This window comes from Oscillospiraceae bacterium (assembly GCA_035353335.1).
In the GTDB taxonomy this organism is placed as follows: Bacteria; Bacillota; Clostridia; order Oscillospirales; family JAKOTC01; genus DAOPZJ01.
In genome coordinates, this window is the sequence record DAOPZJ010000002.1 from 1 (window position 1) to 24,094 (window position 24,094).

General features: G+C 48.6%; 22 protein-coding genes and 2 tRNA genes. 7 read left to right on the forward strand and 17 right to left on the reverse strand.

The window, feature by feature from the left end; translation table 11 throughout:
* Nucleotides 1-339: 339 nt before the first annotated feature.
* From PKH29_00665 to PKH29_00675, 3 genes are all read right to left on the reverse strand, one after another.
* A tRNA-Glu gene (locus PKH29_00665) sits at nt 340-414 on the reverse strand.
* A 135-nt stretch (nt 415-549) separates the two neighbouring features.
* Nucleotides 550-626: transfer RNA gene (locus tag PKH29_00670), tRNA-Met, on the reverse strand.
* A 98-nt stretch (nt 627-724) separates the two neighbouring features.
* Nucleotides 725-2,425 carry an AMP-binding protein gene (locus tag PKH29_00675; GenBank protein HNX13349.1) on the reverse strand — a complete coding sequence of 567 codons (1,701 nt, stop codon included), beginning with the start codon at nt 2,423-2,425 and terminating at the stop codon, nt 725-727.
* A 170-nt stretch (nt 2,426-2,595) separates the two neighbouring features.
* On the opposite strand from PKH29_00675, the gene PKH29_00680 reads away from it, so the two are divergent.
* On the forward strand, nt 2,596-4,614 hold the full coding sequence (locus PKH29_00680) for a right-handed parallel beta-helix repeat-containing protein (GenBank protein ID HNX13350.1): 2,019 nt from the start codon (nt 2,596-2,598) through the stop codon (nt 4,612-4,614).
* A gap of 137 nt (nt 4,615-4,751) precedes the next feature.
* Here the strand turns inward: PKH29_00680 and PKH29_00685 are convergent, their stop codons facing one another.
* Nucleotides 4,752-5,396, reverse strand: a complete 645-nt coding sequence (locus tag PKH29_00685) for a helix-turn-helix transcriptional regulator (GenBank protein ID HNX13351.1) — start codon at nt 5,394-5,396, stop codon at nt 4,752-4,754.
* A 207-nt stretch (nt 5,397-5,603) separates the two neighbouring features.
* On the opposite strand from PKH29_00685, the gene PKH29_00690 reads away from it, so the two are divergent.
* The 3 genes from PKH29_00690 (at nt 5,604) to PKH29_00700 (ending at nt 8,706) form a co-directional block, all read left to right on the forward strand.
* Entirely contained in the window at nt 5,604-7,289 is a 1,686-nt protein-coding gene (locus PKH29_00690) for an AMP-binding protein (protein HNX13352.1), read from the forward strand.
* Nucleotides 7,290-7,773: 484 nt separating this feature from the next.
* Nucleotides 7,774-8,337, forward strand: coding sequence for a SafA/ExsA family spore coat assembly protein (safA, locus tag PKH29_00695; GenBank protein ID HNX13353.1), 564 nt, complete (start codon nt 7,774-7,776; stop codon nt 8,335-8,337).
* Between the two features lie 144 nt (nt 8,338-8,481).
* Complete coding sequence (locus tag PKH29_00700; protein ID HNX13354.1) at nt 8,482-8,706, forward strand: hypothetical protein; 225 nt, start codon at nt 8,482-8,484, stop codon at nt 8,704-8,706.
* Between the two features lie 108 nt (nt 8,707-8,814).
* Here PKH29_00700 and PKH29_00705 read toward each other — a convergent pair whose 3' ends face one another.
* The 7 genes from PKH29_00705 to PKH29_00735 form a co-directional block, all read right to left on the reverse strand.
* Nucleotides 8,815-8,940: a hypothetical protein gene (locus tag PKH29_00705; protein HNX13355.1), complete on the reverse strand. Its 126-nt coding sequence runs from the start codon at nt 8,938-8,940 to the stop codon at nt 8,815-8,817.
* 618 nt (nt 8,941-9,558) lie between these two features.
* A complete protein-coding gene (locus PKH29_00710; protein HNX13356.1) occupies nt 9,559-9,828 on the reverse strand; it encodes a hypothetical protein in 270 nt (89 codons plus the stop codon).
* Nucleotides 9,829-9,920: 92 nt separating this feature from the next.
* Nucleotides 9,921-10,493, reverse strand: a complete 573-nt coding sequence (locus PKH29_00715) for a sigma-70 family RNA polymerase sigma factor (protein HNX13357.1) — start codon at nt 10,491-10,493, stop codon at nt 9,921-9,923.
* A gap of 145 nt (nt 10,494-10,638) precedes the next feature.
* Entirely contained in the window at nt 10,639-12,225 is a 1,587-nt protein-coding gene (locus tag PKH29_00720; GenBank protein HNX13358.1) for an ADP-ribosylglycohydrolase family protein, read from the reverse strand.
* Between the two features lie 232 nt (nt 12,226-12,457).
* Complete coding sequence (locus PKH29_00725) at nt 12,458-13,498, reverse strand: hypothetical protein (protein HNX13359.1); 1,041 nt, start codon at nt 13,496-13,498, stop codon at nt 12,458-12,460.
* A complete protein-coding gene (locus PKH29_00730) occupies nt 13,495-14,088 on the reverse strand; it encodes a DUF3795 domain-containing protein (GenBank protein HNX13360.1) in 594 nt (197 codons plus the stop codon). Before PKH29_00730 ends, PKH29_00725 begins: the two co-directional genes overlap by 4 nt.
* A gap of 105 nt (nt 14,089-14,193) precedes the next feature.
* The gene (locus tag PKH29_00735) at nt 14,194-14,982 is read right to left on the reverse strand and encodes a helix-turn-helix transcriptional regulator (GenBank protein ID HNX13361.1); all 789 of its coding nucleotides are present in this window, start codon (nt 14,980-14,982) and stop codon (nt 14,194-14,196) included.
* 222 nt (nt 14,983-15,204) lie between these two features.
* Between PKH29_00735 and PKH29_00740 the strand changes: the two genes are divergently transcribed.
* Both PKH29_00740 and PKH29_00745 read left to right on the forward strand, forming a co-directional pair.
* Nucleotides 15,205-15,966 carry an exodeoxyribonuclease III gene (locus PKH29_00740; protein ID HNX13362.1) on the forward strand — a complete coding sequence of 254 codons (762 nt, stop codon included), beginning with the start codon at nt 15,205-15,207 and terminating at the stop codon, nt 15,964-15,966.
* A 137-nt stretch (nt 15,967-16,103) separates the two neighbouring features.
* A complete protein-coding gene (locus PKH29_00745) occupies nt 16,104-16,736 on the forward strand; it encodes a thiamine diphosphokinase (GenBank protein HNX13363.1) in 633 nt (210 codons plus the stop codon).
* Between the two features lie 97 nt (nt 16,737-16,833).
* Here PKH29_00745 and PKH29_00750 read toward each other — a convergent pair whose 3' ends face one another.
* A complete protein-coding gene (locus PKH29_00750; protein HNX13364.1) occupies nt 16,834-17,334 on the reverse strand; it encodes a hypothetical protein in 501 nt (166 codons plus the stop codon).
* A 5-nt stretch (nt 17,335-17,339) separates the two neighbouring features.
* Nucleotides 17,340-18,185: an AraC family transcriptional regulator gene (locus tag PKH29_00755; protein ID HNX13365.1), complete on the reverse strand. Its 846-nt coding sequence runs from the start codon at nt 18,183-18,185 to the stop codon at nt 17,340-17,342.
* A 134-nt stretch (nt 18,186-18,319) separates the two neighbouring features.
* Between PKH29_00755 and PKH29_00760 the strand changes: the two genes are divergently transcribed.
* On the forward strand, nt 18,320-18,853 hold the full coding sequence (locus tag PKH29_00760; protein HNX13366.1) for a DUF2284 domain-containing protein: 534 nt from the start codon (nt 18,320-18,322) through the stop codon (nt 18,851-18,853).
* A 5-nt stretch (nt 18,854-18,858) separates the two neighbouring features.
* On the opposite strand, the gene PKH29_00765 is transcribed toward PKH29_00760, so the two are convergent.
* The 4 genes from PKH29_00765 to PKH29_00780 form a co-directional block, all read right to left on the reverse strand.
* Nucleotides 18,859-19,740, reverse strand: a complete 882-nt coding sequence (locus PKH29_00765) for a carbon-nitrogen hydrolase family protein (GenBank protein HNX13367.1) — start codon at nt 19,738-19,740, stop codon at nt 18,859-18,861.
* 122 nt (nt 19,741-19,862) lie between these two features.
* Nucleotides 19,863-20,975 carry an endospore germination permease gene (locus PKH29_00770; GenBank protein ID HNX13368.1) on the reverse strand — a complete coding sequence of 371 codons (1,113 nt, stop codon included), beginning with the start codon at nt 20,973-20,975 and terminating at the stop codon, nt 19,863-19,865.
* A 228-nt stretch (nt 20,976-21,203) separates the two neighbouring features.
* Complete coding sequence (locus tag PKH29_00775; protein HNX13369.1) at nt 21,204-22,358, reverse strand: Ger(x)C family spore germination protein; 1,155 nt, start codon at nt 22,356-22,358, stop codon at nt 21,204-21,206.
* A complete protein-coding gene (locus tag PKH29_00780) occupies nt 22,355-23,902 on the reverse strand; it encodes a spore germination protein (protein HNX13370.1) in 1,548 nt (515 codons plus the stop codon). Before PKH29_00780 ends, PKH29_00775 begins: the two co-directional genes overlap by 4 nt.
* Nucleotides 23,903-24,094 lie beyond the last annotated feature (192 nt).

Here is a 24,094-nt window from a genome sequence, read left to right on the forward strand (position 1 = left end):
TATCAATGAGATTCTTTCTTATCTTTTTTGTAACACATCATTGACAAACCAACATATCGAAAGCTGCCCCACTAATGATGATTATTGATGTTTCGCTTGGCAAACCAACATGCGGTGTATTCCGCATTTCAATAAACCTGCAGGCATACTCCTTTTTAAACTTTTTTTCCGTTGAGGAAAGTTGCGATGTAATTGTAATTCAGAATTCCGCCCGAAGGCGTTTCTCATTCAGGAGGGGCGTCTAAAATGAGATAGTCCCGAATCACAGTAATTATTCCCCTATGAAGAAAAAACTCTGTCAATTAAAAAACACCCGCAGATTCTGCGAGTGCTTTTCTTTGGTGACCCGTAGGAGAATCGAACTCCTATCTCAGCCGTGAAAGGGCCGTGTCTTAACCGTTTGACCAACGGGCCAAAAGCGTTTTAAAGACGCTTTTCACATCATTAAACCGCTTGGAAGCCTTGCTCTCTCTTGAACAAGCTTCGCGTGTTCACTTTAAAAAATCCGCTGAGCGGATTTTTCAATCGGGGATATCCCCTTTGCATCTCTGGTAGCGGCGATTGGATTTGAACCCATGACCGTCCGGGTATGAACCGGATGCTCTAGCCAGCTGAGCTACGCCGCCGTCTGTGCGAAACGCTTTGCTATCATATCATAACAGACGGCGGCTGTCAAGCACTTTATCACAACTTTCCTCGGACTTGAGAGAAGCTGAATCGATTTTCAGGCGATTGGGAAAAGTTCGTCCGCGTGGTTTTCGGGCGCGTTTCTCCGGATCTTTTTCGTTGTGGTTTTATCGAATTCCGCGGTTCTTACCGCCATCAATTTAACCATTTTATAATGGGGAAGTTTATGATTGGCACGTAAAACTGCATCGCGCATCATGTCCTTGACCGCGTCGGTATAGCCGGGGTCATCGGGATAGATTTCCCGCTCAATCAGTGCCTCGTTGACGGCATCATAATCAGGAAACAGCCGTGCGCAGATCGTAACTCTCCCGTCTTCAGCCGTCTGACTGCAGACCAGTGCTTCTTTGACAAACTTGTCTTCCTCGAGATAATACTCCAGTTCCTCCGGGAAGACCTTTTTGCCGTTGTCGACAACGATCATGTTCTTGCAGCGTCCGACGATCTTAAAAGCGCCGTTTTCTTTTTGCTGTGCCAGATCACCGGTGTAAAACCAACCGTCGCGCATGACCTTTTCGGTTTCTTCGGGATTTTCATAATATCCGAGCATCACGTTGCCGCCTTTGACAGCCAGCTCGCCAACGCCGTTTTTATCGGGATCGACGATTTGTGCCGATATACCCGGAAGCAGCATTCCGATGTCGTCGGGATTGCGGTAGAAATCGCCGTGCATCATGCACACGGGCGAGGTCTCGGTCAGACCATAACCGACGTGTACCTCAAAACCGAACAGCTCAAAGTTCTTGAAGGTCTCGGGATTCAAAGCGGCAGCACCACAAACTAATCTTCTCAGTTTTCCGCCGAAGAACTTATGAACCGACGGGAACAGCTTGCGCCTTGCTTCGGTGCCAAGCGGTCTTGCAATGGTTTTCAGCGCCGCGAATACTGCCGCCCCGCCTTTGATGGCCCGATATTTTTTAATGATTCCGGCCATCATATTCTCAAACAGCAACGGGACCCCGATAAAAATTGTCGGGCTGTAAAGCTGCAAATCAGCGGGAATCGTGCGCAAGCTCTCGTTGTACGCGATGCTTGCACCGCCGTAGAGCATCGTCAGAAAACCAGCCATGCACTCATAGGTGTGGTGCAGGGGCAATACCGAAAGCGAGCGGTCTTCGGGCGAGAGGGAGATCACCTTTCTCACACTGATGACGTCGGACATGATGTTGTTTTGGGATAACATGACGCCCTTTGCGACGCCGGTGGTGCCGGACGTGAACAGCAGAATACCAAGTGCGAACGGATCGACATGATGCCGGTCATAAGATCTGTCGCCAGCGTCGAGCAGCGTTTGCCCAACCCGTTTGAACTCGGGAAAATCGGCGGTGGAGAGGCGTTTGAAATCGCCTGTACACTCATCCAGCGTCTTTTTGACCTCGGGGGCATAGATCACCGCGGCAGCTTTGGAGATATCGAGGATGTTCTGAACCTCGTGGCTCTTGAGTTCCTTGTCGATGGGCAGAATAACGCCGACGCCGCAGCAGACCGCCAGATAGGTCAATGCCCAATCATAGCTGTTCTTGCCAATGACGGCGACCTTTTTGCCCTCAAGCCCAAGGGAATTCAAATAGGTGGCCAGACAGATCATCTCCCGCATCGCGCGGTCATAAGAGATTTCGATCACACGCTCTCCCCGTTTGAAAAGAAAAGCGACATTGTCGGGATAGTCCCGTACGCTCCGGGTCATCATTTCGCGCAGATCGCGCATTTCCGGCACATTATATACAAGTTCGTTCATCCGAAATCTAACTCCCCTTCCGTGTTGTCTCAATGAAAACCGATTTATCAAAATCTTGGCGATGAAAAAGAATGGGTATACTTTAGTCGTCATTTGTCCTTGACCGTCAAATACACCTCTGTTATAATATAGAATAAATGAATTTCTTTGTCAAGAAAGGAAAACTTTCCATGAACTGCAATGAGATTTCCACCATCTATGCATCCGTCGGCGGCAAAGGCGACGGACTCCGTTCTGACCGACCCATCGGCGATTTGAAAAAAGCACTCTTGATCGTCGAGGAACTGCGCGGAGCGGGCCAGCTTCAACCCGTCACAATCAAACTTTTCGGCGGCGAATACTTTTTATCCGAGCCGCTTTTGATCAAAAACCCCGTCGGCAATCTGGTGATTGAGCCCTATGACGACAAACCGGTCGTCATCAGTGGCGCAAGGCCCATCACGGGTTTTCAAAAGGCAAAATTCAACGGCACGGATTGTTTCTCGGTCTGTCTCGACGACATCAAAACAGGCAAATGGGATTTCACCGACCTCTGGGTCGACGACACGCGTGCCGAGTTGACCCGTTATCCCGAAACCGGTTATCTGCACAAGCTCTCTGTCGAGGTCGAGAGCGAGGTCCTGCACCACGGTTCCAAGTGGATGATCGCTAAAAAAGAGGACATCAAGGACTTTAAGAATCTCACCAACTGCATCGTCTCCTTCTGCCACTATTGGATTGACGAGCACACCCCCATTGAGTCCTATGACAAGGAAACGGGAAAGCTCACGTTCAAATATACCAGCCGCTTTGAGATTCATAAAGACATCGAATATTACCTCGAAAATGTCGCGGAACTATTCAAAAAGCCGAACCAATGGTATCTCGACCGCCCGTCCGGTATGCTGTATTATGTCCCGCGCGACAAAAATCAAACCCCCGAAACCCTTGTAGCATACGCGCCCGATGTATCGTCGCTGTTTGAGCTGCACGGTATCGAAAAAGACAACCGCGCCGCAAAGGGCTTCTCTCCGGTTACAGGTGTCTCACTGCGCGGCCTGACGTTTTCTCATACCCGGGGCGATTATGTTGGTTCGACCAAAATCCATGAAGGCCAACCTGCCATACCGACGGCTTCCGACGGACAGGGTGTTGCAGGTGCAAAAGGCGTCATTAATCTGACTTATGCCGAAAACATCACGATTGAGAACTGCCGGTTTGCAAATTACGGGCTCTACGGCATCTGCGCCGAGGACGGCTGCAGCAACCTCCGCATTTTGAATAACGAGTTCACCGACGGCGGCGCGGGAGGCATCAAACTCAACGGCGGTACGGCCTATTTCGACCCCGCTCGCATCAACCATCATAACCTCATCTCCGATAACCGCATTCTGCACTGCGGACGCCGTCATATGGCTGCCTGCGGCGTGCTGTTTATGAACAGTTACGGCAACACGATTGTCCACAACGAAATCGGCGACCTCTATTACAGCGGCGTCTCGGGCGGCTGGGTCTGGGGCTATACCCCGAGCGTCACCCGCGACAACCTGATCGCCTATAACCACATCCACGACCTCGGTCACGGCATCCTCTCCGACATGGGCGGCGTCTATTTACTCGGCGCGCAGCCCGGAACGGTCGTGCGCAACAACCTCATTCACGACATCAACGACCGCGAATACGGCGGTTGGGGCCTGTATACCGACGAGGGCAGCGCGGGTGTTTTAATGGAGAACAACATCTGCTATAACCTCTCCGACAACTGCTGCCACCAGCACTACGGCGCGGGCAACACCATCCGCAACAATATATTCGCGTTCGCCGGCCGCAATCTGCTGCGCATCTCGCGGTTCGAACGGCACCTGTCGTTAATCGCCGAGGGCAATCTATTCTATTCGGCGGGTAAGCCGATGTATTCCTTCTGCTACACACCCAACGCCGAACAAAACCATATCACCGACCGCACGATCTGTTTGCGCAAGAATCTCTATTTTGACACCAAATCCGCCGAGCCAATGATGCTCGACCTGCCCGGCTTCCGGAAATTCGATGAGATCAAGTCCTATGAAAACGAGGAGGACAGCGTCGTCGCCGATCCCATGTTTGTCAACCCAGAACACTTTGATTTCACCCTGAAACCGAATTCCCCTGCCTTTGCTCTTGGCTTCAAGCCGATTGATGTCTCGAACGTCGGGCCGAGGTCAGTGTAAAGTTTAAAATGTAAAATTTAAAGTGAAAAAGCCAATATACCGTTAACAACTATAAATATAAATGATATCCCCTCAATAAATGAAAACCCGGCGGCGGACGAGAAAACGTCCGCCGCCGATTTTTCATTTCAATTCGCCTATTTTTTCCCCTTCGGCGGGAAATAATTTTGAATCATGCGTTTGGTCTGCTGCAATTGTGTCGATATTAAAATGATGACTTGTCCCGGGATGCCGATCGTAAAAATCAGGGCGATGTTTTCCTCCAAAAACAGAATATAAAGAGAAAACAAAATGCCCCACATCAACAGCGAAACAATCAAATAGTTCCACTTTTTGTTGCGGCCCCAGATCGAATTGAACACCAGAGCCACAATGCAAGAAATCGGCACCGCATAGATAAAAATCGTCCAGAGCCGCAATTTGATACCGATCAGATATAACACGGCAAACAAAATCGTTGCCACTAACCAGACCGCTGCAGTCGCCAATAAAGCGATGGTCACATGGTTTTTCCGGCGTGCGGCGGCAATCTCGTCTGGCATTACCTCGGGCTCGGGTAGTTTGTCATCAGTATGTTCAAATAACAGAAAATCGACCGTCACCCCGAACAGGTCGGCGATCTCTTTTAAAACGGCTATATCGGGAAGCGACTCGCCGCGCTCCCATTTTGATATCGCTTTGTCCGAGTAGTGCAGCTTTTCCGCGAGAGTGATTTGGGTCATTCCGGCCGCACGGCGCAGGGATGCGATATTTTGCGAGATTAAGTGTTTCAGGTTTTCCATGGTAATATTCTACCACATCAAAATTTAAAATGCAACAGCGAAATTTGGCTGTATAACGCGAAATTCTACCAACAGTAGAGACACTCAAAACCGTCTCTACCGCCCCTATTTGCAAGGTAGAAACACATTCGGCAACAGTAGGTGGTATTCGGAATCAAAATGCGATAAAAATAAAGCAGAACATATTCCGAAGGGAGTGCATTTTTAATGGCAAAATCGAGAAAACCGAAGGGTAAAATCACCTATTATCAGGTTGAAAAATTTTCAACCCTGCGTGAAATGCTGGACAAATCCGCCGCCGAAGCCGGCGATACTGTCGCATTCCGCTATAAAGAAAACGAGCATGATTACGAAAAGACCTACTCCGAATTTTTATCCGATACCGAAGCTCTCGGCGCGGCTCTGACCGATCTCGGGCATCGCACCGACCACATCGCATGCATCGGCATTAACAGCTACCGCTGGGCTGTGACTTACCTGACCGTGGTCAAGAGCGCCTGCGTATTCGTTCCGATCGACAAAGAGCTTCCCTCCGACGACATCATCAACATTCTCATTCACAGCGACAGCCGCGCGGTTTTCTGCGATGCGCACTACCTTCCGATTCTCAAGGAAAACGCACACCGCCTGCCCGACATCGAGAACGTGATTTGTTTTGACAAGACCGACGCGGCAATTGGAACTTTACGTCTGTACGACTTCGACACTCTACTCGAGAACGGCAAGTCCATGGATAAGCATGAGTACGATATACTACAAAACGACCCGATGAAGTTACGTATGCTGGTGTATACTTCCGGAACGACCGGCATGGCAAAAGGAGTCATGCTGTCCGAACACAACCTCGTCTCGAGCATTTATTACGGCCTCCAGGTCTCGACGGTCTATGACACCTGCCTCTCGGTACTGCCCTATCACCATACCTACGAGGCGGTCAGCGGCATTTTGGTCTCACTGCACCACCATTCCACAATCTGCATCAACGATAAAATCCGCAATGTCCAAAAGAATCTGATGCAATATCACCCCTCCTATGTCTATCTGGTTCCGGCATTCGCGGAGTTTTTCTATAAAAAGATCAACGAGAGCATCGACAAGACCGGCAAGCGTCAGGATTTTGACAAAGCAATCAAGATTTCAAATGCCCTACTCAAAGTGGGCATCGACGTCCGCCGCAAGCTGTTTAAAAACATCCACGAGCAGTTCGGCGGGCGGCTTATCAAGATCGTGTGCGGCGGCGCTCCGATCCGGCCCGAAGTCGGCGATTTTTTCAACGCCATCGGCATCAACCTGATCAACGGTTATGGCATTACCGAGTGCTCGCCGCTGGTCTCGGCTAACAATGACACCTTCAATGATCCCACGACGGTCGGCGTTAAATTGCCTTGTGTCGACATCAAAATCGACAATGAGACCGAAGACGGCACCGGCGAAATCTGTGTGCGCGGCGACGTCGTGATGATGGGCTATTATAAAAACCTCGAACAGACCGCCAAAGTGTTAGTCGACGGTTGGTTTTATACCGGCGACTACGGCCGTATGAACGATTACGGCCAGCTCTTGATTACAGGCCGCAAAAAGAATATTATCGTGCTCTCGAACGGCAAAAACGTCTATCCCGAGGAGATCGAGGCCTACATTGCCCGCCTGCCCTACATCACCGATGTCATTGTGAGTTCCGACGCAAGTAAACACGGCGAGCAGTTTTCGTTGATCGCAGAAATTTATTGCGAAGAGGGCGTCAGCGACCACTCGAATCTGGATGTTCTCGGCGAAATTCAAAGCGCCTGCGCGGGCCTTCCGCCGTATAAGATGATCTCGAAAGTCGTCATCCGCACGGAACCGTTCCCCAAGACCACGACCAACAAAATCAAGCGCAACTATGCGAGTTAAGCGCTAAAGATAGGGAGCTGCGATCTCGGCGCACCATTCGGACCGGAAATGTTAATTTAAAAACTCAAAAAGCCGTGTGCAATCATCAAATGCATACGGCTTTTATTTCCGAACCGAATTCGTCTATTCTTGAAACTACTATTGCGATTTTCCTTTTTTGCTTAAATCTACCTTAAGATAAAATTACCAAACCGTTTTTATTTTATCATGAATCCGGAGAAAAATCAAACTTCGCTTTTTGAATTTTTTTAATTTTTAAAACGGCGAAAAATGAGAATTCAAAACACGGAGCGCTTTCCATGTGAAATGGCATACATTTGCGCGTTTTGGGACAATTCAAAAGTCGTTTTTGCGCATACTAACCGACGGAATCTCTTTGAGATTTCATATTGATTTTGTCAAAATAAATAAACAGGCAGGTGTGAATTTGAAACAAAAATTCAAAACGACATTGTCGGTTCTTTTGGCATCAATTTTGCTGTTTATGATATCGGTCTTCCCGATGGCCGCGCAGACCGCCACTTATAAAGTGGTCAAAGGTGACACCCTATGGAAGATTGCCGTCAAGTATCAGGTGGGCGTCAGTGAGATCATCGCGCTCAACCCGCAGATTACAAATCCCGCTCTGATCTACCCCGATCAAGTCATCAAGATCCCGCTGCCGGACGCCCAGCAACTGGCGTATGAGCAAAAGGTCGTGGACCTGGTGAACCAAGCCCGAAAGTCCAACGGTCTGAAACCGCTGACCATCAACTGGCAGCTGGCACGCGTTGCCCGCTATAAGGCGCAGGATATGCACGATAAGCACTATTTTTCGCATACGAGCCCGACTTACGGCTCGCCGTTCGATATGATGAAAGCCTTCGGCATCACTTACCGAAGTGCAGGTGAAAACATTGCGATGGGTTATACAACTCCGCAAAGCGTCTTCGACGGTTGGATGAACTCTCCGGGACATCGGGCGAATATTCTGAACGCAAGTTACACTCAGATCGGCGTCGGTTTCTTCGAAGAGGGCTATTATTGGTCCCAGATGTTCATCGGGTAATCATTTAATAATTTTTTATCGCCGCTCCGTCACCCGGGCGGCGTTTTTATGACGAATGAATTGACATTGCTCTGCCCAAATGATAGGATAACAACGAAATCATTTTAAAGAATTTGAATTCACGTAAGAGGAAAGGAAACCTTTATGACCGGTCAAAAATTCGATAAAGATGCCTGTATAGCCCTCTTGCGCGAAAAACAACAGTCGCTTTCCGAAAAGAGGCTTAAGCGTTATCCTCAGCGCGGTGATTTTTCAGTCGAAGAAATTGTTGCAATCAAAGCGTATTTCGGCCCATGGCCGCGGGCGCTCGAAGCTGCCGGTTTAAAACCGCCGCGCCCAATTGACCCAAAGCGGAAAGCAAGACGATAACATTTTGCTTGAATAGAAATGAAAAACAAAATGCGGCCAATCTAGCAAAAACCGGGCGTCACGACATCGGACGCCCGGTTTATTTTTTAAAAAGGTATACAATAGACTTCAAGAGATGGTTGCCAACAAATCCTCCGTAATTTCCTGCATTTGGCACAAGTCCACCTGATTGCTGTTCATTAAATCGACCAGTGTGTCTGCAGTTTCACGCGAAGTCGTAACGTCCCGGAGCATGCATATCCCACTCCGGAAACGCTCCCGCCCAATAATCGCATAACCCTCATGCGATCCCGCCTGGCAGTCCGTGTACTTTTCGCAAGCTGTTTTGTACTGAAATTTGCCGAAACTCAACATGACTTTTTTGCTCCATTCGAAATTTTGTTTTGTTTTTTAGTGAATGCACGGTGAAACCCCGTTTCATCCGGTCATTTGCGGCTGCAGCCTGCACTGCTTAATATTGGGACCGGATACCATGGTTTTCCCCTCTGCATATATAAACAATCGAAAAGGCCGTTTTCTTACATTTCAATAAAAAAATTGTTAAAAAATATTTCGACATATTTCGACAAATAGATGAAAAATATACCTTACGGCTTTAAATAGCCATATTTTAACTTTTATCAGAAAGAGATTTCCATTTATTTTACAGCAGGATTATCACTCTCATCCTTTTACTGATCTTCGACATGCGAATAGATCAGATAAAAGGCGCGTTCTTCAACCGAAAATATAAGCAGTTTACGATTGAAAACTACTTCTCGACCGGCCTATTTAACCGTTTCGAGCTCATTTCCGACGAAACCGCTTTCATAAATATATGGGTTTTTAATGATTTTATTTTTTCTTACGATATCAAATTCCTTTGACCAGCGCGGCGCCTGCGGCCAGCGACATCAGAATAATAACCGCCACTGCGGCGACTCTGAATATTATGGCGGCGACATACCGACGGTGTTTTTTTACAAACCCCTCCGGATGGCGCAGCATCTGTTCTTTCCGTGTTAAATACCGTTTGCTGAACGAGACATTTTCACCTTCTGCTTTCTCAATGACACCCGCATAGTCAGAAAGCAGCGAGTCCGTCAGCGCCTCTTTCAGTACCGCATCCAATTGATCGCCCATTTTTTAATCCTCCCAATCGGATTTTAAGGGAACTTTTCCCCTTCACTATATAAAACAATTAAGAAGGCTGTTTTCTGACACCTGATAAAAATTTATTTGGAAATTTTCGTATTTTGGAGTTGATTTATATTTTCCTCTCTCATCAGTTTACGAATTAACATTTCTTTACCTCGCTTGATGCGGGTTCCGAGGATTTTTTCTTCGATATTGAGTTCCCGTTCGATCTCTTCATAACTCCACTCGCACACAATGCGCAGATATAAAACATCTTCATACACCGATGGCAATTCTCTTATTGACTCTTTCAGCCGTCGGTAATTGATCTCATTTTTAAAACCTTCAATCGTTCTGTCTGTTTCCGCCGCATACCAATCCTGTGGGTTAAAATACTCCACCTGGGATTCTCTTTTCGCGGTATTGAGCGAGATGTGTCTGACGACAACAATCAGCCAGGCCTTCAATTCCTCTTCGTTTTTTCGTTTCAGTTCCGAAAGATGCTCAATCGCTTTGACAAAAGCGTCCTGAACCGCTTCCTCCGCCTTTTCCTTAGAATGCAGAATCCGGTTTGCAATCACAAGCATCAGTTTTTCGTTTTTTTCATAAATTTGCGCGAAAAACAACCGGTCATCTCCGTTGTCAGCCAAAGTCAATAATGTTATAAGCATGATTAACCCCATTTACACCTTAATGCCTGTTCCCTCTGTATGATATCATAAGAAGGGCCGGTTATCAAGGCGGGTGATGCGGCGAAAAAGGGATATGCGGTAATCTCCGCATATCCCTCATTCTCATTGATGATATTTATTTCATTCAGCCTTTAATGTGTTTCATCGTCAATTCCGTCATCTCTTCAACCGAGACCGTTCCGACGCCGAAAATCGAAGTGTCCACTTTTTCGTTGAATACCGAGGTCCAGTGTTTCGGAATGCCCGCCGCGCCGATCGCCATGCCGACAATCGAGCCGACGGTCGCGCCGTTGCAGTCGGTGTCAAATCCGGTCTGTACCGCAAGGCAGATTGACTTCCCGAAATCAAGCCCCCCGAAAATCAAGGCGGAAACCACAATCAGCGCATTCGAAATCGTGTGACACCAGTGATATCCCGTACCCTCGTCATAGTTTTTATGAATCCACGCCATGCAGGTCTCGGCGTTCTCTCCGTTGTCGATCATAGCAAGCAGTTTTTGAATCTCGTCATAAAGCCGCGAGGTTATCGGAATCTGCCGCAGTCCCGCGTTGATGATCTTCCGAACGTCGCTTGTCACCGCCGCATCGGCAATCATCGCCGCGACGAACATCTCGCCGTAGATGCCGTTTTTCACATGCGAAATCGAGGCATCCCGCCACGCCATATCGGCGGCCTCGACCGGATCACCGGGGTTTATATAGCCGAAATAGTCGGCCCGAATCTGCGCGCCGATATATTCGCGGAACGGATTTTTAATAATCGCCGAAACCGGCGGATAAAAACCGTTTACAAAGTTGACAAATGCCACCCGCTCGGCGGTGCAGTAGGCGTCCTTCGGCTGATTCGCGAGCCAGCATTTTGCCACGTCGATCGGTTGAAATTCCCGCCCGTATTTTTGGAGCAGCCGGGTCGCCGCCATCACGGTGTAATTGGTGTCGTCGTCGGACGGCGCATTCGGAATGGTCTTTGCATAACTGCGCTTTTTAATCGGGAACGTATATTTCGTTGCAATCTCATCGGTGATCTCATCGGCCGTTATATAGCGATGCATCGGATAGTTCCCGGTCTCTTTGAGCAGCGGAATCAGTTCTTTTGTACGAATACCCTCAATGGGTTTCCCGAGCAAACAACCCGCAATTCTCCCAAGCCATGCGCCCTTGATTTTCTCTTTCAATGTTTTTATGTCAACCGGAGCGGCTTTGTCCGAACTGCCCTCACATAATGCCTTGATACCTTCTAAATCGGACGGCTCGTTAAACTTGTAGCCCTCCTGCTTTTTGCAGCTCTTCAAAAGCCCGTATAAAATCTCGGCCATTTCCTCACGGGCTTTTCCGGGCGGCAGCAGGCTGATCTCGTTGGCGAGCTTTTTATAGGGTTCGATATCATATCCCTCGTCCGCCATCTGCACACACTCGATGTGGATGTTGGCTGAATAGACCTCCCACCCGTGCATGTCGGCATAACTCGGTACAAATTCCCGATTAAAACGCAGTTCCTCGTCATTATTAGCGGCGGTCTTGGCGCACACCAATCCGTCGAGCGTGACATTAAAATATTCGGCGATTGCGACAAGCTTGTCCAGTTCCGGTCTTGTCGTGTCCGATTCCCATTTTTGCACCGCCTGCCGCGAGACATGCAGAATGTCCGCCAGTTCCTCCTGCGTCAGTCCTGCTTTGGCGCGCAGCGCTGCGATTTTGCTTCCGATAGTCATATCTCATTACCTCCCGGATAAACTCCTGTATAACTCAATTATAGCCGCTTCCGGTTCGAAATCCACCACCCGCGGTGGAATAGAAAAAGCAACCTGCGGTTGTCTTGCCTTCCGCCGTGCCAAGAACGGCACGGTGTTAAAGGGAATGGGGGCAAGGAATTCACATTGTGAATTCCCCGGACGAATTACTCTGTAATTCGTCTATCGTCTGTAACAGTGGTGGGATTCATTCTTATTTGCCTTTTTTTGCGACAATGATATCTCTTAAAATGGCTTGATCCACCCGATGCTCTAACTGCGCATACGGGCCGTCGTTTAAAACAGTCAACCCTTTCCTTTCAAAAAGCTCCGCCATCTTTTCACGCGCAAGCACATTGCTGTTCCATGAAAGAACCATGCAGCCGCCCGGACGCAGCACTTCCACCCACCCCGGCAGACAAACCTTTAACAGTTCGGCGGGGCTGCGGGTCATCGCGGACTGCTTTTCGTCGGTCACATTGGTATGCTGAACCCCGTAGGGCAGGTCGCCGACAATCATATGAAAGAAGTTCTTTTTATAGTATTGCGCCGCAAACTGCGCGTTCCCCGCAATCAATTCCGCAGTTTTAATCTTGCCTTCTTTTTGCTCCTGTCGGTTTCGCGCAATCTCAAAGGTGCTGCGCAGCGCGGTAAACGACTTGTTCGAACCCGAAATTCGCACCGTTTTATATTCGAACTTATATTTCGCGGTCTCTAAAAACTTCTGTAGAAACCGCACCGCTTCCAAGGTGACTTTTTCACCGATTTCGATGCCGTACACATCATAACCCTTGATAAGTCCCTCGAACAGCGTTGTGCCTTTCCCGGCCAGCGGATCAAGCAATTTCAGAGGCTCGTCGCAGGGTTGAGAATATCGCGCGATGTTGATCATCATCCGTGTAAAAATTTCGTTGGTCTTCCCCGTGTATTTCAGCATCGCGCTGATGCCCTCTTCGACAAAGTGCTCGTCGGAGCGCAAAATCGGACGCAGCCGCAGCCCGCCGTCTTCACCCTCCAGCGCAAACAGCGCATAGACGAATGACAATCCCGAGACGATTTTGATATCATCTTCCGACAACTCCCCCGCCGTCTCAAACACGAGGTATTCGTTCCCGCCGATATTTTTATTCTGAGGTCCGCAACACTTCGAGGAAAGCCGTTTTGCCGCAATATCAAACTCCGACAGCGCCAGTTTTAAAGCCGTCTCAAAATAGACCCGGTTATGCCCCGGATGATATAAAATCGCATATCTCATAACGCTTTTCTCCCTGCTTCTTTTTCCGCTTTCGGCTCCGGTTTGCGCAGCTTCAGCGTCACTCCGCGTTTACTCGCAATTTTTTCGAATAATCCGACCGCCGCCGCAGCTTTTTCTTTTGGCGTATCGGATTGACCGTGAGCAGTAAACTGTTGTATCACCAATTCGATATCTTCCAACTCCATCAGATTAACTGCCAGACAATAATAACTCTTTCTTTTACCGTCGTCGAAATGGTTAAGTAATTTATTTAACAGTGTGACTTTACGATTCAGTTCAACCCGATAAGCCTCGAAACCGATCTCTTTGATCTTTTCGAAATTCTTCATCTGGTTTTGATGGGTGATAAAGGAATCGTATTGTTCGGCCCCGTCATATCGTGCACAGGGGTATTCTGCGCACAGTCCGCAATATTCGACTTCATGGCGGCGGCAGCACGATAAAAAGCCGCACGAAGGGTGCTTCTGCGAAAACCCTTCGGCACCGCAGCCCGGGCACCGGGAAGGACCGTCGGTAAAAAAACGCGGACACAAGCCGCAGTTCAGTCCGCAGGCAGAAAACAGCGGGTACTCTCTTGCGCAGATTCCCATAAAATCCCCCCGAATTCATTCTGAACCGATTATATCATGATTTGCATTGAAAAAACAAAACTCCCGCAGCATTTTCGCTGCGAAGGTTCTGTCTTTCTTTGTTTATTATGCGGTGAGCAGCCGCAATACCGTCGGGATATGCATATACCTGCCCTCGATGCGATATCCCTCGCTCCCGTCTTTTGCGGTTCCGATTTGGGTCGGCAGTTCTCCGAGCGCATGTTCCACGTCTTCGACCGGCAATTTGCAAGCCTCGGCAAGTTCTTTTACAGTGATGTATACGCTGTAATCCTTCGCTGTCAGTTCGCAGAGCCCGAAAATCACCTTCAACGTGTCTTTGTTTTCAAACGTCTGCAAAAAGCTGTGGATATCCCGCAGCTCGGCAGCCGAAACGGGGCGCTCGATCTTGCCGTTCGCGATCAAGATGGTGTTGCCCTTCATCACCGAAACACCCTCGGGTTCGCTGCAGGCCGAAAATCCCCACTGCCCGAGCCCGTTCTCAGCGATCCGATCCCGGCTTGTGTCCCACGGCACAAAGCCCTTGTAGCCCCTCGAAACCGCGCCCTCATGCAATATAAATCCCAGCTTGAACGCCAGCGCAAAACTCTCCTCGGCGGGCGACTCCTGAAACAAGGCCTTGATTTTCAAATACACATCCCCGAGTGAGTCGGCGGGTTTATATCCAAGCAGCGCATCGGTGGTCACGCCGAAGTAGGCGGCAATCTCCGGCAGCAACGCGATATCGGGGCAGCAAGCGCCGTTCTCCCACTTCGAGACCGATTGGTTGGTCACTCCGAGCGCCTGCGCCAGTTCCTCCTGCGTGATATTTTTTTGCTTACGCAAAAACGCAATCTGTTCGTTGATTTTAATCGACGTGGTTATTCCTCCAAACAAGTTTGTTGGTAGGTCCCGGCGGCAAAAAGTATTTTGCCGCCTAAAGTTCGCAAGCGAACTATTTGTCTTGATTATAATGATAAATTCCTGTAAAAACAATGACGCGTTTTTTGGACTTCTTTGTACATTTCCCAACCGTGAGTTGGATTAGCCAAATACTTGCCCCCTTGAGCAATCCGGGTTATAATAAAATCAGACCACAAGCAAGGGACGGAAAAACATATGAAATTTATCTCATGGAATGTCAACGGCCTGCGCGCCGTCATGAATAAGGGGTTTCCCGAATATTTCACCGCTGCCGACGCCGACATCTTCTGCGTCCAAGAGACCAAGATGCAGCGCGAGCAAGCCGATATCGAATTTGCGGGTTACACGTCCTATTGGAACAGCGCCGAGAAAAAAGGCTACTCCGGCACGGCGGTCTTCACCCGCCTTGAACCGCTCTCCGTCTCCTACGATTTCGGCACCGCCGAACATTCGGGCGAGGGCCGCGTGATCACGCTGGAATTCGAACAGTTTTATTTCGTCACCGTATATGCACCCAACTCTCAAAACGAATTGGCGCGTCTGCCCTATCGGATGCTTTGGGAAGACGCATTCCGTGACTATCTGACCGCGCTCGACAAACAAAAGCCCGTGATTGTCTGCGGCGACCTGAATGTCGCGCATAAAGAGATCGACCTTAAAAATCCCAAGCCGAATATGGGCAGCGCGGGTTTCACCAATGAAGAGCGTGAAAAATTAACTGTTCTTTTGCAGTCCGGTTTTGTCGATACTTTCCGCCTGCTTTATCCCAATAAACCCAATGCTTATACATGGTGGTCTTACATTTTCAAAGCGCGGGAGCGCAACACCGGCTGGCGCATTGACTATTTTCTTGTCTCGGAACGGCTCGCGAACTGCGTCCAAGACAGCATCATCTATTCGGAAGTCATCGGCAGCGACCACTGCCCCGTCGGATTGATTTTAGAATTGCCATCTTAAGTAGGACGGATGAAATATTCTCCTCTGTGAAGAAGTGCCCGCCGCAGCGGGCAGGATGGTTCCCCCGTCCGCGCTTCTGAATTCTTAACTCTGAATTTTGAATTATAAGATCTATCTCTTCGAAAGAAGGTCTAATTATGCCGACCTGCTACATCTTCGGCGCCGGTGAGCATTACGGCCCGCCGCCCGTTCCCGCTCCCGGCGATCTCGTCATTGCCGCGGACGGCGGCTTGATTTATCTTGAACAGCACGGCCTCGCCCCCGATCTCGTGGTCGGCGATTTCGATTCGCTGTCCGAAAAACCGGCTTCCGGCGTAAAAACCGTCGTCTTGCCTAAAAAAAAAGACGATACCGACATGGTCGCGGCTCTGAGGGAGGGCAAAAATAGCGGTTTTCGCGTGTTTCATATCTACGGCGGCACGGGTGGGCGTCTCGACCATACCCTTGCCAACATCCAGTGCATCGCCGATCTGGCGCAACAGGGCTGCAAAGGGTACCTTTTCGATCGCGACGCGGTAATCACCGCCATCCATAACGACAAACTCACTTTCCCGGCCACTGCGCAAGGGACGGTCTCGGCGTTTGCGCATACGGAAGTTTGCACCGGCGTCTATGAGCGCGGCCTCAAATACCCGCTCACAGACGCGACGCTATATAACACCTACCCCTTAGGAGTCAGCAACGAATTCACCGGCGTGCTCTCCGAAATCTCCGTCCGCGAAGGCACTTTGATTGTGATTTATCCGAAGGAAATAAAGCTATCATTCTGAGCATACGAAGAATCTCGGAATTATAACAGTTACGGGTAATAATAAAAACTATGTAGCGCGCCGGTTTTCACCGGCGCGCTTATTATTTGAGAACCTGTCAATCCTCTTTCTCAAACCTCACCCTTACAAACCGATTCTTCCCCCGGCTCAACACGGCGTCGCAGTTCACACGGCGGTCGATGTCCTCCACGACAACGCCGTTCAGTTTAATGCCTTTGCCCTCGATCAGCCGTTTGGCATCTGCGTTGGAAGCGGCGAATCCGGCCATCCGCAGCAGCGAAATAACCGATATTTCGCTCTCCGTGACCGTCAGCATCTCCATCTGATCCGGATTTTTGCCGGAGGCGACCGACAAATACCGCTGTTCGGCGGCTTCGACCGCCGTCTCCCCGTGATACAGCCGGACAATCTCTCTCGCATACACAAAATGCGCCTGCCGGATATCCCTCTCGACCAACGGCGTAAATACGCTTTCGGCAACATCGGTTGTCAGGCGGAAATAGTCCGCCAAAATCGTGTCCGGCACTTTCATGCACTTTTCAAATATAATCTCCGCCGGTTCGTCGATGCCGATGTAGTTATCGAGCGACTTGCTCATCTTCTCTACGCCGTCGAGACCCGGCAGCAGCGGAAATAGGTCTCAAATTCATTCGCTTTCAGGTGCGTAAACCCCGTTTGTGGAAACCATACACCGTAGATATAACCCCATGTCTGGTAAATTGTTTTGACAAACGTTTCGGTGGTTGCGGGCGGGGTGTTGAACACCGCATATTGCGCCGATAGAATCGTCAGCTTGGTGCATTCGGGATTTACACCGTCAAAGTTGTCGACTTCAATGCCGATCAAATAAGAAATATCTCTTGTTTTTTCGTCATAGTCGAATAGCATCCCGATGTCCCACCGCGTCGCCGGGTCGGTCGGTTTTCCGATCTGCTCAAAAAGCCGCTCAGCATGATACCGGTTCCAGTGGCAGGGCGCGTCTTTTCCGTTCGCGCCCTTTCGGAAAGTCGTGCGGCAGGCAAATCCCGCGACCTTGAAAGCGGGTTTGACGGTAAAGCGCACAGCAGGCCCCGGAATTTCAAACCGCCGTTCACCCAATTTTACGGGGTGAAACAGATTCAAACTGCTTTGAGTCTGCCGAAACAGCGATGGTGTCACGCCGAATTGCGCCCGAAACGCCCGCACAAAATTTTCATGGGAGTTGAACCCCCAGTTAAACCCGACGTCCTTGATGTAGTCCCTGCCCGAGGCGATGGCGACGGCGGCCTCGGACAGACGCCGCCTGCGCAGATACTCCATCGGCCCGCAACCGACCGCCTGTTGAAACATCCGGCAAAAGTGATAGACCGAATAGCCCGAACGCGCGGCAAGCTCGTCTACGGTGATCTCGCCGGTCAGGTTTTCCTCACAAAAGTCGATCGCCTTTTGAATGATCTCGGTACCGTTCATGTCATCACCGCCGATCTGATCATACAACATCTTCCATAACGTTGCTTGATAATTTTTGCTCGATTGAAAATTAAAGCGGATTATGTTATGCTGAAATCGGTTTTCATCCGTGATAATTAGTTAGAGGATTTTATATGAATATTGATAAAGATCAAATAATCGCCCTCGGGATCAGCCAACATGGTATGATTTCAACCGCGAAAATCCCATTTTCGCCGGAAGTGCGCAAACTTTGCGAGGACAACGCCTGCCGCAGCTACGGCACGACTTGGGCTTGTCCGCCCGCCGTCGGCAAGATGGAAGAATGCCGAGTAAAATGTTTGTCCTATGCCCATGCCTTGGTTTTCAATCAGATTTTCCCTCTCGAGGACTCATTTGATTTTGAGGGGATGCGCGCCGGACACGCGGCTTTTAAACAGACCTGCGACAAGATTTATGAACTCGTTAAACAAGAAATAAACGACTTTTTATTGCTTTCGAATGAAAGCTGTAATCGTTGCGAAAAATGTACTTATCCCGACAGCCCCTGCCGTTTCCCCGACAAGCTGTTTCCCTCAGTTGAGGGCTTCGGCATCTTGGTCGCGGGACTCGCCGAAACTGCAAAAATAAACTATATCAACGGCGCAAACACCGTCACCTATTTCGGAATGTTATTATATAACGATTAAATGATTCATTTTCTGTAGTCCCTTCTAATAAACGGTTCTTTTATCTCCTCCGAGACCAGCAGGCGGTATTTGTCCGGGTGCCGGTAGGTGTTGCCGTGAATTTCGCGCCGCCTGTAATCGCGAATTTTATCCATCGGGAACGCCGCAAGATAAATCCCCTCTGCCTCGCCCGCCTCGACGATCAGCATATCCCTAGATTCGACCGTTCCGGGACGGATTTCCCCATAGGCAACCCCGTCGAAAGCCGAAGAATGCCCGTTGCAATCGGGTTGACCGTAAGCATAGTTCGCCGTTGCAATCCCGAGCATGTTCTCAAAAGCCCTCGTCCGGAGCTGAGCAAGCCGGTTGATTTCCATCGGACAGGCGTTCGGCACCAAGATAACCTCCGCGCCCTTGAGCATTAAAATCCTTGCGCTCTCGGGAAATTCCCGATCATAGCAGATCATAGCCCCGATCTTCACGCTGCCTTCTTCGATATCCAACTCCGACACCCCAAAGTCCTCACCCGGCGTCAGATTTCGCTCGGCATCGAAATCGCAGGTGTGCACTTTCGAATAATCCAATACCCGCCTGCCGAAACGATCAAACACCGTCAGCGTGTTTCTCGGTAGCGGCTCGTATTGTTCAAGGTATGTAATCCCGATTGCCATCATCAATTCGTTTGCCAATTCGGCAAAAGTACTGACAAAATCACTATTTCTTCCAACGGCGCTCTTTTTGAATTCTTCGATATCGGACGGAAACACATACCCATTATTCCACATCTCGGGAAACAGCGCCAGATCAGCCCCCATTGCCTTAGCCGTTCTGCACCAAGCAATCCCCTTTTCGAGATTTTCATCCTGCGTCTTCGCCGAAATCATTTGTAACAAAGCCACTTTGAACATCAATCTATCTTTTTGCCTCTCATTTCCCTGAAATATTTGTTAGATTATACCATACCAAACGCCAAAATAAAATAGGCCTAAGCTTTTATGCTAAGCTCTTTTCCGCATACGAAACTAAAACCTTAATTCTCTTGTTCGACAGCCTTTACTCTTTTGTTCTTATGAACTTTCGTTTTAATTTCCGCAATGACCCAAGTCACAAGGGGAAAGAGCACCTGAACCGGGAGAAAAATCCATCTGTAGACGTCGAACCATTCGTTCAGCTGCATGGCGTTTTTAAAAACGTTGATCGAAAGCATCAGCATCAACAGTCCGATTGGGGCAGCAAGCTGTCTTTCGGAATTGAGATTTAAAAGCTTCGCGGTCCCTCTCACGGCTCCCGCCAAGCACACCGCAATCTTGGCAATTCCGCAGATGATCAGATTTATGATGACGATTATTTCAATTCGCTCTAAATAGGAGGTCAATTGAATAATGCTGACGGCGCTGATTGATGCGCTGGTCAGAAGTTGAATGTTTTCCATGCCGAGAACCAGGATATTTCTCAACGTCGCAACCGCAATTAAGAATGCCCCCAATATCAAGCCGATATAAAAAACTTTCAGCGTTTTTTTACGGAAATTCAGGGAATCAATCACCAAAAGGAACACGACGCTCTCTCCGAACGGCAGTGAATAATTATTAAACGCATTATCCGCTATTAAAAATGCGTCACTCTGCAAAACAGGTTTTAAGTTTTGAAAATCAAACAGATAAGCCGAAACGACTACTGTCAGTGAGAAAATTGCAATAATGACCGGAAGCGCGAACAAACACCAGCGCCCGAAGGTCTCGACCCCGTTTCTCGTGATATAAATACAGGTGAGAATGATACAAATCGCAAACGCATATTGCGGCGTTTCCGGCAAAGATGTTATCTGAATGACCTCCGTGAAATGCCGCGTCACAAAAGCGCCGAGAGAGAATGCGTAAAAGATATAAGTTGCGAAAATGATGCTTCCCGCGACTTTCCCGAACAGTTCCCTGTTGATGTCCAGCAGGTTTTTCCCCGGGTAGAGGATCATAATACGGCTATATATGAAAAAGGTAAACAACGCAAAAACCGTTGCGGCAAGATAGGAGAGCCAAAAGTCCTGATTGTCTCTCGCATGGGTGGCGTGAATCAAAGCGCTGCCCAATTCGAACATGACCAGCATCGCAATCGCCTGTTTCGCCGTGATCACTTCTTTTCCCAACTCATTTCCCCCCTTTACCGGTTATGAAATCGTAAATGGTTTGAAACAAATCCGCATATCTGGGAAGCTCGACTTTGAAAATAATTAAAACTTGCAAAATGAAGGCAAGCGCAAAAAATCCGGTGCAGAAAAAAATCGCCTTCTTACTTTTCGAGCGATATACAGGCACCAAATCCGTAAATATCAACACCGCATACAACACAGTAAAAATCACAATTTCCTCGCCCATTACTGTTGATCCTTTAAACTTTTTCCGGCCTGGGCGCTGTTCCTGATTTTGATTTTGCAGGTCACGCTGAACTGCAGATTCTTGAAACCGTTATCCCAATCGTCTTTATATTGCTTCCAAATGTCGGGCTTTTCCGCATAAACCAGTTGCCCGAACCCGAAGATGTCGGTGTCGAATTCATTTTGCACCTTTTGAACGACGCGGATGATGTTTTCTTGCAAAAACAGCTGCATGTCTTCCGTCAGAGCCGTCATACCCGCTATATCGGCGTAGCTTGCATTTGGCCCGCTTTCCCCGATCGCCGCCTCGGTCTCGGTGCTGATACCAACGGCTAAAATGCCGTCACTGAAAACGGGTTTGACCGTGGTTTTGTTGTCGAACACCTCCAGGGTGATATCCGCAATTGGGTCGTTTTGATAATTGTAGTTGACCAACAAACCTCCCTTAACTTTATCGATGACATATAAAAAATATTTCGTATCCTCCGAATCCAAATAACCCACGAGGATATCCCCTTTGAAAATCGCGGTCCCGCAGATATCCGCCGACTTCATCTCATCCTGCGGCTTCATTGTAACGCAGGGAGCAAAGGCGTAAGGGACCTCCGATTCAAGCATTTTTATGACTTTATATAATTGAACCCTTGTATATTTTTCAACATTGTCCGAATTATCGATTTTATCGTTGATTTCATAAGACAAAATTTCGTTGACGATGCCTTTGGAAGTCATAATGTCTTTTACCGATGCATCCTTTGCGACCAGCAGATGTGTGGTCAGACGTATTTCGGCATCCCGGTAAAACCAGTCGAGCACATCAAGAAGCCCCTGCCTCGCCAGACCCTCACCAACAATGATGCATTGCGCGTGACTCCAAAACAGTCGTTTTCCGGAGACCTGAATCGTATTCCGAACCGCATCGAACACGGTTTTTCCTCTGGTCTCCACAATTTTGCCTTCCGGTGACGACTGGCCTTTCGAAGCCGAGCCGGACTCTATAATCTCGATATATAAAACATAATCACCGGAGGCAGCGTCGCGGTCAACGCCGACCCCCGCAACGATGGAAAGCATATTGATTTCCCTGTAATTCCAACAACCGGTCGTAACCAGGCAGAGAACAATCAACAAAAACAATACCGCCCGCTTTTTCATGTGCGCTTATCCTCTTTTTTTTGTCTTTTCCTGTCATTCGCAATCAATCTCGGGCGGTAATTCATCAGCCACCAGGGCATACGGATCATCGTATCTTTCAAGTCTCCCCTGTCGAAGGTCCTGATATAGGACATAAATGGGACGCCGAACGAATGAAGGCTGAACGCATGCACTAAAATTCCGGTAAACAAGAACAGAAAACCGTATAACCCCATAAGCGCAGAAATAATAATCAATAAAAGCCGTATGATGATAATCGTGTTGATCATTTTGGGCAACATCAAACTGGTGATGCCGGCGAACGCGACAATGATCACAATGGGCGCGCTGATGAATTTTGCGTCGACGGCCGCCTGTCCCAATACGAGAGCCCCCACAATTGAAAAGGCTTGGCCGATTGTCGAAGGCATCCGCGTTCCGGCCTCGCGAATAACATCGAATATGATGATGAGCCCGAGCAGCTCAATGACGCTCGGGAACGGAACCCCTTGCCTAGCCGAATAAATACTTGTGAGCAGAGTTGTCGGAATCAGCTCTTGGTGAAAAGTGATTAAACTGAGATAAATAGCGGGTAGACAGGTTGTGATGAACAAAGCGATAATACGCAGAATCCGATTAAATGAAGAGGCCTGAAACTGCAGGTAGTAATCCTCGTTTGTCTGTATGTTTTCTATAAATAAGCAGGGCAGCGTAAGGACCACGGGAGTTCCGTCAACAATCACGGCATACCTGCCCTCCAGCAGTTTGCCCGCGACGGTATCCGGCCTCTCGGTCCGATAAATGGTATTGAATATAGATAACGGCGCGTCAGTGATAAATTCCCTGATGTATTCCGAATCCAATATACCGTCTATATCGATGGTATCGAGACGTTTTTCCAATTCCGTTAAGATCGATTCCTGCGCGATGCCCTTGATATAACAAATACAGACCTTCGTGCGGGTTCTCGCGCCGACCGTACGAAATTTAAATTTCAAATCGTTTATCTGGATTTTTCTGCGCACCATGGCGACATTTTGCATAATAGCTTCGGTAAATCCCTCTTTGGGGCCGAGGAACACTTTTTCCAAATCCGGTTCCGCGATGCTTCTCGACGGCCATCCTTTGGTATTGATGATCATTGCGCGCTTGTAACCGTCGACAAATAAAAGCGTATCGCCGTAAAGAATTGCCTCAAGCATTTTATTGATATCTTCCGAGGCGGTGACATCGTTTGACTGAACCACCTGCTCGGATAATGTTTTGAACAAATCCCCTTCTTTTTTATCTTCATAAGCAGTAACCGGCCTGATGATATTTTCATTGATGATGCTCACGTTGATCATGCCGTCCATGGACATCAGGCAGCAGCAGATATCGGGGTTGTTTCTGTTTTCGAATTTTCTAACGATAAAGGTATCGTCATTTGCAAAAAGCTTTTGAAAGAGCTCGATATTATCTTCAAGTTTATCGGACAAACCGCCTTCGATCAACTTCTCCGCGTTTTCAGTTATTTTTGTCCCCGGATTTTTATCGTTTTTGTGCAGCCATTTATCCAAAAACAAGGTTTCACCTCCGCATGTTTTGCCATAGTTTTTGTTGTTGAACGTCGAAATATGCAAACGCATGCCCGACAGAGCGGATGGAAACCGTCTCAATGATGTTCGTCTTGACCGGCAGTCTTTCTCTTGACACCGAATCGGCCGTTTGGTACAATAATCGTAACAATCGCGATATTGGGGAAACTATGTCGAAAA

Bases quoted from the DNA above. Each gene is read 5' to 3' on its own strand.
- PKH29_00705 (HNX13355.1), bottom strand. From the start codon at position 8,940: ATGCTCCGGGACGTTACGACTTCGCGTGAAACTGCAGACACACTGGTC.
- PKH29_00690 (HNX13352.1), top strand. From the start codon at position 5,604: ATGGCAAAATCGAGAAAACCGAAGGGTAAAATCACCTATTATCAGGTT.
- PKH29_00730 (HNX13360.1), bottom strand. From the start codon at position 14,088: ATGGGAATCTGCGCAAGAGAGTACCCGCTGTTTTCTGCCTGCGGACTG.
- PKH29_00675 (HNX13349.1), bottom strand. From the start codon at position 2,425: ATGAACGAACTTGTATATAATGTGCCGGAAATGCGCGATCTGCGCGAA.
- PKH29_00680 (HNX13350.1), top strand. From the start codon at position 2,596: ATGAACTGCAATGAGATTTCCACCATCTATGCATCCGTCGGCGGCAAA.
- PKH29_00740 (HNX13362.1), top strand. From the start codon at position 15,205: ATGAAATTTATCTCATGGAATGTCAACGGCCTGCGCGCCGTCATGAAT.
- PKH29_00750 (HNX13364.1), bottom strand. From the start codon at position 17,334: ATGAGCAAGTCGCTCGATAACTACATCGGCATCGACGAACCGGCGGAG.
- PKH29_00745 (HNX13363.1), top strand. From the start codon at position 16,104: ATGCCGACCTGCTACATCTTCGGCGCCGGTGAGCATTACGGCCCGCCG.
- PKH29_00765 (HNX13367.1), bottom strand. From the start codon at position 19,740: ATGTTCAAAGTGGCTTTGTTACAAATGATTTCGGCGAAGACGCAGGAT.
- PKH29_00725 (HNX13359.1), bottom strand. From the start codon at position 13,498: ATGAGATATGCGATTTTATATCATCCGGGGCATAACCGGGTCTATTTT.
- PKH29_00710 (HNX13356.1), bottom strand. From the start codon at position 9,828: ATGGGCGATCAATTGGATGCGGTACTGAAAGAGGCGCTGACGGACTCG.
- PKH29_00720 (HNX13358.1), bottom strand. From the start codon at position 12,225: ATGACTATCGGAAGCAAAATCGCAGCGCTGCGCGCCAAAGCAGGACTG.
- safA (HNX13353.1), top strand. From the start codon at position 7,774: ATGATATCGGTCTTCCCGATGGCCGCGCAGACCGCCACTTATAAAGTG.
- PKH29_00700 (HNX13354.1), top strand. From the start codon at position 8,482: ATGACCGGTCAAAAATTCGATAAAGATGCCTGTATAGCCCTCTTGCGC.
- PKH29_00685 (HNX13351.1), bottom strand. From the start codon at position 5,396: ATGGAAAACCTGAAACACTTAATCTCGCAAAATATCGCATCCCTGCGC.
- PKH29_00775 (HNX13369.1), bottom strand. From the start codon at position 22,358: ATGAAAAAGCGGGCGGTATTGTTTTTGTTGATTGTTCTCTGCCTGGTT.
- PKH29_00760 (HNX13366.1), top strand. From the start codon at position 18,320: ATGAATATTGATAAAGATCAAATAATCGCCCTCGGGATCAGCCAACAT.
- PKH29_00755 (HNX13365.1), bottom strand. From the start codon at position 18,185: ATGAACGGTACCGAGATCATTCAAAAGGCGATCGACTTTTGTGAGGAA.
- PKH29_00715 (HNX13357.1), bottom strand. From the start codon at position 10,493: ATGCTTATAACATTATTGACTTTGGCTGACAACGGAGATGACCGGTTG.